At 70.7% G+C, this 9247-nt stretch carries 14 protein-coding genes; 1 reads left to right on the forward strand and 13 read right to left on the reverse strand.

What is annotated here, in order from left to right; genetic code table 11:
* Positions 1-83 precede the first annotated feature (83 nt).
* The 12 genes from QSK31_RS45340 to QSK31_RS45395 form a co-directional block, all read right to left on the reverse strand.
* Positions 84-764 (reverse strand): hypothetical protein, encoded by a 681-nt coding sequence (locus tag QSK31_RS45340; protein ID WP_285691311.1) that lies wholly within the window; start codon positions 762-764, stop codon positions 84-86.
* A gap of 291 nt (positions 765-1055) precedes the next feature.
* Positions 1056-1607 (reverse strand): hypothetical protein, encoded by a 552-nt coding sequence (locus QSK31_RS45345; RefSeq protein WP_285691312.1) that lies wholly within the window; start codon positions 1605-1607, stop codon positions 1056-1058.
* A gap of 95 nt (positions 1608-1702) precedes the next feature.
* On the reverse strand, positions 1703-2089 hold the full coding sequence (locus QSK31_RS45350; protein WP_285691314.1) for a hypothetical protein: 387 nt from the start codon (positions 2087-2089) through the stop codon (positions 1703-1705).
* The gene (locus QSK31_RS45355; protein WP_285691316.1) at positions 2086-2484 is read right to left on the reverse strand and encodes a hypothetical protein; all 399 of its coding nucleotides are present in this window, start codon (positions 2482-2484) and stop codon (positions 2086-2088) included. The genes QSK31_RS45350 and QSK31_RS45355 overlap by 4 nt, the downstream gene beginning before the upstream one ends.
* A gap of 99 nt (positions 2485-2583) precedes the next feature.
* The gene (locus QSK31_RS45360; RefSeq protein ID WP_285691318.1) at positions 2584-3000 is read right to left on the reverse strand and encodes a hypothetical protein; all 417 of its coding nucleotides are present in this window, start codon (positions 2998-3000) and stop codon (positions 2584-2586) included.
* 16 nt (positions 3001-3016) lie between these two features.
* A complete protein-coding gene (locus QSK31_RS45365; protein ID WP_285691319.1) occupies positions 3017-3355 on the reverse strand; it encodes a hypothetical protein in 339 nt (112 codons plus the stop codon).
* Positions 3352-3822 carry a hypothetical protein gene (locus QSK31_RS45370; protein ID WP_285691320.1) on the reverse strand — a complete coding sequence of 157 codons (471 nt, stop codon included), beginning with the start codon at positions 3820-3822 and terminating at the stop codon, positions 3352-3354. The genes QSK31_RS45365 and QSK31_RS45370 overlap by 4 nt, the downstream gene beginning before the upstream one ends.
* A gap of 81 nt (positions 3823-3903) precedes the next feature.
* Complete coding sequence (locus tag QSK31_RS45375) at positions 3904-4389, reverse strand: hypothetical protein (protein ID WP_285691321.1); 486 nt, start codon at positions 4387-4389, stop codon at positions 3904-3906.
* Positions 4390-4634: 245 nt separating this feature from the next.
* Entirely contained in the window at positions 4635-5621 is a 987-nt protein-coding gene (locus QSK31_RS45380; RefSeq protein ID WP_285691322.1) for a DUF932 domain-containing protein, read from the reverse strand.
* 176 nt (positions 5622-5797) lie between these two features.
* Positions 5798-6361, reverse strand: a complete 564-nt coding sequence (locus tag QSK31_RS45385; protein WP_285691323.1) for a hypothetical protein — start codon at positions 6359-6361, stop codon at positions 5798-5800.
* On the reverse strand, positions 6358-7002 hold the full coding sequence (locus QSK31_RS45390) for a hypothetical protein (RefSeq protein WP_285691324.1): 645 nt from the start codon (positions 7000-7002) through the stop codon (positions 6358-6360). The genes QSK31_RS45385 and QSK31_RS45390 overlap by 4 nt, the downstream gene beginning before the upstream one ends.
* A gap of 78 nt (positions 7003-7080) precedes the next feature.
* Entirely contained in the window at positions 7081-8262 is a 1182-nt protein-coding gene (locus tag QSK31_RS45395) for a MarR family transcriptional regulator (RefSeq protein WP_285691326.1), read from the reverse strand.
* Between the two features lie 348 nt (positions 8263-8610).
* On the opposite strand from QSK31_RS45395, the gene QSK31_RS45400 reads away from it, so the two are divergent.
* Entirely contained in the window at positions 8611-8877 is a 267-nt protein-coding gene (locus QSK31_RS45400; RefSeq protein WP_285691335.1) for a hypothetical protein, read from the forward strand.
* On the opposite strand, the gene QSK31_RS45405 is transcribed toward QSK31_RS45400, so the two are convergent.
* The coding region (locus QSK31_RS45405; RefSeq protein WP_285691328.1) for a M23 family metallopeptidase at positions 8818-9247 on the reverse strand (430 nt) is incomplete at its 5' end. The two genes, QSK31_RS45400 and QSK31_RS45405, sit on opposite strands and share 60 nt — an antisense overlap.

Here is a 9247-nt window from a genome sequence, read left to right on the forward strand (position 1 = left end):
GGGAACCGGGAAGAGGCATCGCCAGCTTCGAGCAGTTGGTGGTCCCTCTTCGCGTTCTGCCGTGTGGCGTGCGGCCTGCTCGGTCAGGTCGCTGGAAGCGCCGCCGGTTTCACCGCGTCGGCCGCGTCCTCGGCGGCGGCGAGGAGCCGTTGCGCGGTGCGCGGTGCGATGCCGAGCCGTGCGGCCAGCTCGGCGCCGAGCCCCCGCTCACCGCGGCCCTCGGCGCGAGCCGCGCGCAGGAGGTCGAGGGCGGCATTCAGCCGGGGGTCATCGGCGTAGGGGTGCGGTTTGCGGGGGCCGGTGGCGCTGCCCGGGGTGCGGCCGGTGGACTGGCGGCCGGTGCGGGCGTCCGCGATGGCCCACACGGTGCGCCGGTACCAGCGCCGCCGTAGGCGTCCGTCGGAGAGCCTCTCCACGTCGTCGGGTCGGTCGCGGAGCTCGTCGGGAAGGTTCCGATAGGAGCTGTAGCGCATGATTCGCGCGGCTTCACCGGAACCGACGAGTTCGTCGGGGTCACCGTCGCGGTCGATCTGGGTCAGCTCCGCGAGCTTCGCCGCCTGATGCGCGGTGTGAAACGTGGTGATCTGGTCGAGCCAGAACCACTCGTGGCCGCCGTCATCGGTGAAGCCGTCGGGGAATCCGGTGGTCTGCCGGTGGAGGTGCCAGTGGTTGACGGTGGAACGGGCGGCACCGGTGTGCGCCGCGACGCCGTCGCGGTCGAGCGCGACGCGTCGACCGAACCTGCGTCGAGCCATGTCGGTCATTCTCTCTCGCCTATGCGAGGTCAGCGCCGGCGGCCTCGCGGTCCGGTGAGCTCCGTTGCGGTGGAGGTGGATCGGTAGCATCGGCGGCACGCCTGCGCGGGGAAGATGCGGCTCTGTGTGCGCCGTGGGTGGCCTCGTGCGCGGGCGAGGTGGCCGATCGGGGTTTCCGCGCACCGATACGGTGTGTCCTGATCGGCCACCGCCCAGGGCAATGTCAAGCAGTGCCAGCCGGTGAGCCTCGACGCGGTGAAGGCTCAGCGTTGCGTTTCGGTGGTCGTCGCACTGGCGCTGTCAGGAGGACTCGGGCGTCCGGGCTGTGCCGGGGTTCACCCGCTCCGGTTGCGGGGAGGTCCACAGGCCGAAGGGGTGCTGTGCGGTGATGCGTCCTCGGCCCGGCCGCAGGCTCTCCAAGACCCCGCTGTAGGTCCCGTGGAGCTGCCCGCGCACCTTCATCAGCTTCTTGCCCCGCGTGTACGCGGCGGGCATGGCCTCGGTGACCCGGCTGATCAATGCGTACAGGTCTCGGGCCTCGATCAGGGCGGCGCAACCGTCGCAGGCGCTCCACCGCTCACCCCAAATCTGCAAGGGGCCGCGCGTCGTCTCGACGCGCAGGCTCCGCGCAGCGTGGTAACGGCGCTCGTAGTCGGCTCGGGCGACCGTTCTCGCCGTGACGATCCGCGTGTCGGTTTCCTGGTCGGCGCACACGTACACCCACGCCGCGCCGGGCCGGGAGCAGAAGTCACACTCGATGATCGGGTCCGGGACCTCGGTGACCGGCGCCGGTTGAGCCTGGTGCTCGACTTTGCCGCCGCGGACCTCCTCGGGGTGCAAGAAGGTCAGCACGCCGTTTCCGTTCTGGTGACGGTGCAGCGCCCGGCGGCAGACGCGGCAGTGAAAGGGCACCTCGTCCGGTGAGGGAGATGTCCACGCCATACCTGTCATCGCGGGTCTCCTTCCGCGTCAGCACGTAGGAGGTTCCAGGCCAGCGACACCATCACCGTGAGCGGCAGACCCGCGATCTTGGCTCGGGTTTTCGGGGTGGCGGCGTCGTAGACGGTCAGGATGGCGTTCGCGGTGGTGGCGTCTACGACGACGCCGTCAATCTTGCGGGTGTGCCCGGCTTTCGCCTCGCGCAGCGTGGTGATGATGTGCGGGTCGCCGGTGGCGGCGTCGTCCGGGATGGTCTCGTTCTCGGCGGCGTCGGGACAGTCAGGGCAGGTCACCAGATGCGGCTCGTCAGTGATGCGGGGGCTCGGCCCGTCGTCGGCTCCGCACACAGCCCCGTCGTGTCGCGCGGAGCGGCCGTGGGTCCAGCGGGCGGTCACGAGGTCGCCTGCTCGATGGTGGCCGGCGCGTCGAGGTTGTCCGGATCGAGGGTGACATCAAGGCGGGTAGCGACGATCCCGTAGACGTCCATCAGGAGATGGATGATTTCGGCGCTGAGTCGCTCGTCGTAGTCGTGGGCGATGCGGCAGGCGTCGCGCAGCGACCGGCAAGCATCGGTGAAGGCAGCGACGAGGGCGGCATGGTCGTCGGCGCGGGCGCACACGACGATCTCGGCCGGGGTGTAGGCGCGGTGCTCGCCGGTCGGGAAGCGCAGCCGAAGGTCGCGGATGTGGGTGGTGTGCGGGGTCGAGTAAGTGATGTCACTGATCGTGGCTAGGCGGTACTCGATGCCGTCGCGGGGCTGGCGTACCCGGGCGGTGTCGTTGAGGTCCATTCGAGTCTCCATAAGCGGATTCGGGGAGATGACGGTGGGTTTGCGGGCCGAGACCGCCGGGGGCGCGGTAACCGGTGACGGCGGTCTCGGCCCTGCCGGTCAGTCGGCGGCGGGTGCGGCAGCCGGGGTCAGGGTGTCGAGGTTGCCGCCGAGGTAGGTGGTCGCGGTCGCGGCGAGGGCGTCGAAGATCTCGCCGAGCTTGTTGTGCAGCACGTCGTGTTGTTCAGCGGTGGTGATGGCGTGGTGCAGGATCGTGCGCACGGCGGCGAGGTCAGTGAGCACGATGCCGCGCTCGTCGGCCCACGGGTGCACGGTCAGCTCGTCGGACCAGAACCACTCGGTGATGCCGCCGCGAAACTCGACGCGATAGCGGTCGCCGTCGGTGATGCGCGACTGCCGGAAGATGTCGATCACGACGCCGGGATGGCTGTGCGCGGCTTCGAGGGAGTGGCGGGTGGACACCACGTCGAGCAGGAGGGGCGCCGCCAGGACGGGCGCAGGGTCGGTGCTGGTCATCGGGGCTCCTTCGCCGCTATCGGACGGGGTGGTCGCGTTCGCCGGAGCCGTTGACCTCGAACGCGATGACGCGGTCGGGGGTCTCGGTGGTGTCGGCGTGCAGGTAGAAGTCGTGTTCGCGGCGCAGGGCGCCGATGGAGACGCCGTGCAGGTCGAGCACGATGTAGTCGCTGCGGTCTCCGTCGCCCGGCTGACCGGGGTAGACCCGCAAGTGCAGGTCGCGCAGGACGTTAGCGATGACCGGGTCGAGGTCACCGATCAGCGTCAATGCGGCGAGCAGGCGCGGACCGGTGAGGGCGTGCTGGCCGTCGCTCATGGTGTCCGGGCGTGCGGTGAAGTCGGGGTTGTTGGTCATGACTCGGTGTCCTTCGTGCTGGGGCCGGCCGCGGTCGAGTCGAGGCCGAGGTCATTGATCGGGAACGGTGGCAGGAGCGGGGTGAGGGTGCCGTCGGTGTCTCGGTCGGCGAGGGCGGCGCAGGCGATCAGCGCGGCTCCGGCGGCGATGGCCTGCCCGGGGGTGTAGCGGATCCGCACGCTGCGCGTGGCGTCGGGCAGGACGCCTCGCGCCTCCACGACGCCCTTCTGCCACGTGCACACGGGCAGCCGCTCGTCCGCGATGGCGCGCACGTTGGTGCGGGTCAGCTCGTCGTAGGCGGTCATGAGCTGCGCGTGGTAGGTGGTGGAGGCGAGTTCGTACTCCGCGATCTTCGTCATGAAGAAGCCGTCGTTGTCGTCGACGAGGCACTCCAGCAGGGCGCGGTGGCGTTCGGCGCCCGCGCGGGCGGTGGCGTAGGCGTGTACGAGGGTGATCAGGTCTTCCACAGTGAATCCTTCGAGTTGAGGGGTTGCGGTGCAGCGTGCGGGCCGCGCGGCCGGGTCTGGCCGCGCGGCGGGCCGACCGGGTTAGCGACGGTGCGCGGGGGCGGGAGGGCCGGGCACGACGGGCGGCGGCACTGCGGCGGTGCCGATGGCCGGGCCTTCGGGGACCGGGTGGAGTTCGGCGTCAGTTTTGAGGCCGATGCGGTCGAGGGAGACGGCTCCGCAGGCGGTGAGCCGGCCGCCGAGGTTGAGCGCCTCGGTGCCGGTGAAGACCACCGCTACCGGCCGGGCGGCGGCGTCGATCGCGCGGAGTTCGACTTTGCCGCCCGGCAGCGCCCGGACCGGCATGAACCCTTCGACGGTGGCCTGTGCGGGGAAGGCCGCCCGGACCGCTCGTTCGACCTCGCGGAGCCGGTACTCGGCGATCTGCTCCCATTGCAGGTGCTCGGCCTGCTGCACCTCCTGCTCGCCGTAGTCGCTTTCGAAGGAGGCGGCGACACGGTGCGCGGCGCTGTTCTGGTACGCCTCGCACACGTGGCCAATCAAGTTCATGAGCTCGTCGGATGTCATGGCAGGTGCCTCCATCGGCGTGGAGCCGGTATGGGTCTGTTGGGGTGAAGGCGCGTTCGGGGCCGTGGCGGCGCGGCGCGGCCGGGCCGGTGGCGCGGGTGCCGGGCCGTCGCCGGGCGGGCGGCGCGGGCCGGGCGGCCCCGGCGGGCGTGAACGTTTCGGGCCGCGTGCGGGACGCGCCGGGGCGGGGGCCGGGGCCGTGCGCCACCAGCGGCGGCGGTGGCGGCCCCGGTGCCGTAGGCTCATCAGACGGCGAGCAGGTCGAACGCGCGGGTCTTCAGCTCCGCGCCCGCACCGGTCAGCGCCCGGGTCGCGCGGACCGCGTCGGTCTTGGCCGGGGCGAAGTGGTCGAGGTACTCGGTGATGGCCTGGTATCCGGCCCACCGGGTGCCCTTGATCGCCTTCTGCGTGTCCGCGTCCCGGATGAGGTACCGCAACGTGCTCGTCCGCTGCTTTGCGTTGTTCTTCGCGACGTCGGAGGCGTCGTCCTCGACCGGCCAGACCTGGGCGACGATCTTCTCGAACTCGCCCATGCTCATCGACTCGTTGAGCATCTTCTCGGCCTCGGACTGCCAGTCCCCGAAGTGCTTGAACACCAGGCCCAGCGCCTCACGCGCCTCGCTGATCTGCGCGTGCACATTGGAGGTGTGCCGGAACGTGTAGGAGCCCTGCGACCGGGCGTAGGCCATGCGTTGGGTGTTCGCGCACACGATCCGCACCGGGGTCGCATCCAACCGCGGCGACGCCGTGCCGTCGTGCGAGGTGGTCGCGGCCAGATAGAGGTCCATCCGGTCGACTCCGGCGATCTCCATCGCGTTGGGCAGCTTCATCGTGACGAAGACGCTCTTGCCTTTGCGCATCGAGCCGGCCGTCTCGAAGTGCGCCCCGGACTCGTCGACCAGGAGGTTGAGCATGTCGGCGACCTGCTCGTTCTGCACCGTGGCGTAGTCGTCGCCGACCACGCCGAGATACTCGGTGACGCCGGTCTGCGGGTTGGTCCGCACGGTCATCCACTTGTCGGGGCAGTCGACCTTCGTGACGCCCTTCTCGGTGATCTCCATGCCCTGCAACGCGATCTTGCGGACCTCCCAGCCGCCGAGCCACGCCTTCGCCATGATTTCCTCGGCGGTCATGCACTCGTCGGTGACCTGGCCGAGCTGGTGCCAGGCCGACAGGCGGGCGGAGGCGAAGGCGGTCTGTCCATTCGCGAGGGTTTCGAGTTCGTGTGCCATGACTGGCGTTTCCCTTCGGGGTGTGTGCTGGTCGGGTGGGCGACAACGCCGGAGGTTTCCGGCCCCGGCGTTGCCGTCAATAACAATGTTTCCTACCTCCACCGGCCGATCAAGGCGATCGGGTGGAGTCGATCGAGGTTTCTGCCGCGAATCTGACGCCTGCCCGGGACGCCCGGCTACGCGGTGCCGGTGGCCGGGTGTAGTCGCCCGTCCGGGCCGTACACATAGGCGTGCACGGTGCGGAACGGGGCCGGTAGGTACACGGTGAACCCGTGGGCGGGCAGCACCATCGACCGGTAGGACCGGGTGATACCCAGGGTCCATCCGTCGGGTTTGTCGCCGTGCGCGCCGGGCGGCACGGTGCCGCCGCCGGGCCGGTCGGCGCGGGCGCGGCGATGCCGGGCGAGGGCGATGTGCGGGCACAACGTCAGAGCTGCGCGAAGGCACCCGGGGTGACCGGGCGGGTCGGTATAGCGCAACAGCTCGGCGGCGCGAGGGGTGCCGAGGAACGCCACCCGATACTTCATCGACTCGCCGCACAGCGAGCATCGGCGGCCGGCCGCGAGGTGACTCGATGTCGAGGTGTTGATGGTGGTGAAGTCGACGTGCGTGCCGGTGCCGCCGTGCGGGTCGGGGTGCACATTGACCGGTGGGATCGGCAGGCCGCGCCGCGCGGCGCGGGGACGCGCGGCCAGCGACGCGGGCATGTCGCCGGACGGCGGGACGTGCGGGCCGGTCATGGCGTCTGCCCGGTGGCGTCGTGCCGGACATCGGTGATGACGAGGTGCGGGTGCTCGGCGGCCAGCACCTCGCGTGCGGTGTCCCATTGCGCCGGGGTCATCACGGAGGCGATGGTGTCGAGCCCGGCCGCCTCCATGACCATGCGCTGTGCCCCGGCCGCGTCGGGGTTGTCGAACACGGCCACCATGTCGCCTCCGGCGACCACGTACACGCGGGCCTCGCCGGTGACCCCCGGCGGCACCGTCAGCCGGGCCGTGCGGCGGTGTTCCGCCAGCCATCGGCCGATCACCTCGCCCGGGTCGCCGTCGAGGAGATCGGTGTCGTAACCCTCGCCGTCGAGCCACGCCAGATGATCGGCGGCCGTCCAATCGGGATGGGCCAGCCAACTTTGCCGCACGGCCTGCCACGTGGTCAGCCGGGCCGGTACGCCGACCGGTTCGGCCGGTTGCGCACCGTGCGGGCCGTACACCGGGCACAACGGCGTGCCGTCGAGGTGCGACGCACCGGGACGTACGGCGAACCCAGCGAGGGGCCAGTCAGCCGGTGGGACGGGCCGGGCCGCCGTGCCGCATTCGGGGCACCGCAGTGTGCCGGGCTCGGTGGCGGGGCCGGGGTTGTGGTCATGGCGTGGGGTGGTCATCGGTTCTGCCTTCCGTCAGGGGGTGGCGTGCCGGTGCCGGGGCCGGGCGTGGTGCCCGGCCCCGGCGGGGGTGGGGTGTCAGGCCGCGATGGGTGCGGCGGGGGCCTCGTCGGTGGCCGGGGTGCCGGTCTCGTCGTCACCGGTCGCGGTGGCGTCATCGGCGGGGGCCTCGTCGGCGGCGTCCGGGGTGGTCGCGGCGTCCGGGGTGTCGGCGGTGCCGGTGGCGGGCTCGTCAGCCGGGGTGTCGGCGGTGCCGGTGGCGGGCTCGTCAGCCGGGGTGTCGGCGGTGCCCGCGTCGGTGCCGGTGGCGGTGGCGGGCTCGCCGTCGGTCAGCGGCCGGGTCATGTACGCCCGGACATCGGCGGTCGGGGCCGGGGCGGTCTCGGCCAGCGCGTACCGCACCGGGGCCTCGCTGGTCATCACCAGCACACCGCGCCCGGTCAGCTTGCTCATGGCATTGCCGCACGCGCCCGAGCTCCGCCCACCCAGCTCCCGGCCCACCGTGACCGCGCTGACGTCGTGGCCGGTGCCCAGGTCGCGCATGAACGCCTCCACCATGCGCTCCAACTCACCCTTACCCAGCTTCGCCGACCCATCGGTGTTGACCTCACCGGTACTGCGGCCCGTGCCGGTGGCCGGGGCGCGCCGCGCGGAGGGACGGCGGATCTTGCGGGTGTGCCCGCACGTCGGGCACGTGGTGTGCGTCGGCGCGTTCGCCGGGTCCACCTTCGCCAGATCGGCGTCCGCGACCGGCACCCACAACTCAGTACCATCGGGCTCGGTGGGCAGCCGACGCGCGGCCCCGCTAACCTCCATCGCGGCGAGAATCGTGTCACCCATCGCCACCGACAGGCCGCTCTCGTTGATCGCCGCATCGGCCGTGATCCCCTCCGGGTGCCCACCCAACACACCCGCCATGATCAGCACCTTCAAGTCCGGCTGACGCGGGCCGACCGGAGCACCGGACACCGGAGCCACCGCCCCCGCGTCCGCCGGGGCAGCGTCGGCCGGGCTGGCGTCGGCCGGGCTGGCGTCGGCCGGGGTGACGGGGTGCCAGATGTCGGCGCTCTTGCGGTTGCCGTTGGCGGGGCCGGGGGTGCGGGTGGCGGTGCCGTCGGCCTCCATCGCGGTGAGGGTTTTCGCGACGGTGGAGGGACTGACGCCGGAGGCGTCGGCCAGTGCGCGGGTGGTGATGCCGTCGGGGTGGGCGGTCAGGGTCGCGGCGACGGTGAGGGCGGCGGGGGTGGTGGGCGCAGTCATGGCGGTAATACCTCCGTGAATAGGGATGGCAATAGCGTTCCCGCAATTGGTGCGGTGCGCTTATCCGGTGTTGTTCCGGCGGGGCGTTTGTTGTTGCCCACGTCTATGGACCCTCTTCGCGCATTGTTTGTCAACCCGCATTTTCATGACTCTTTACGGCGGGTGGGTGGGGGCGTGTTTTGCCTCGTGTCACGGGGTGGCCGCGCCGCGCGCATGGGGGCCGTTAGCGCGGTTGTATTGCCCGCTCGGCGCGCGCGGGCGTGCGCCGGTGCATCCGATAGGGATTGCGTTCCGGTGCGCGCATATGGCGTTGTGGTGGCTCGCTGCCATCGGGCCAGACACGGCGGCGTGTCCGACCCGATGGCCGGACACGCCTCCTACCGACGGCACTTTGATGCGCGGTCCCTTTCGCTCGAAAACGTCGTGAAGTCAAGTCGACGTATTGAGCTCAATGTCACTTCACTGGCCGGCGTCGTCGCAAGCGCTCGATTCCTCGAATATGTCAAGTACCGGCTCGGCGCGATACGACTATTTCTCGCCATGCGAAATGAAGCATTAAAGCGGCGCGCCATGCTCGATCATGAACGGCACGGGATTTATCGCATTGTTGCTTGACGCCGGGTAACTAGTGTGGATCTCGAAATGCAAGTGCGGGCCGGACGAGTTGCCGGAGGTCCCGACAATCCCGATCGGGGCACCGGGTGCGACTGTTTGGCCGACTCGCACCGAGGGTTGCCGGACCATGTGGCAGTAGCGCGACACGATGTCGCCAGCGTGCCGGATCTCCGCATACCACCCGCACCCACCGAGCCCGGGGTACCCGTCGCGGTCGCACGGCATGGGGTAGCTGAACGGGCTGTCCCACGAGTTGCCAGCGATGTTGCATCGGACCCTCACGACGACACCGCCGGACGCGGCATGGATCACGGTGCCCCGTGCGGCCATGATGTCGACCCCGTCGTGACCGGGACGGTCGGCGGTACGG

This window comes from Actinoplanes sp. NBRC 103695, assembly GCF_030269485.1.
Lineage (GTDB): Bacteria > Actinomycetota > Actinomycetes > Mycobacteriales > Micromonosporaceae > Actinoplanes.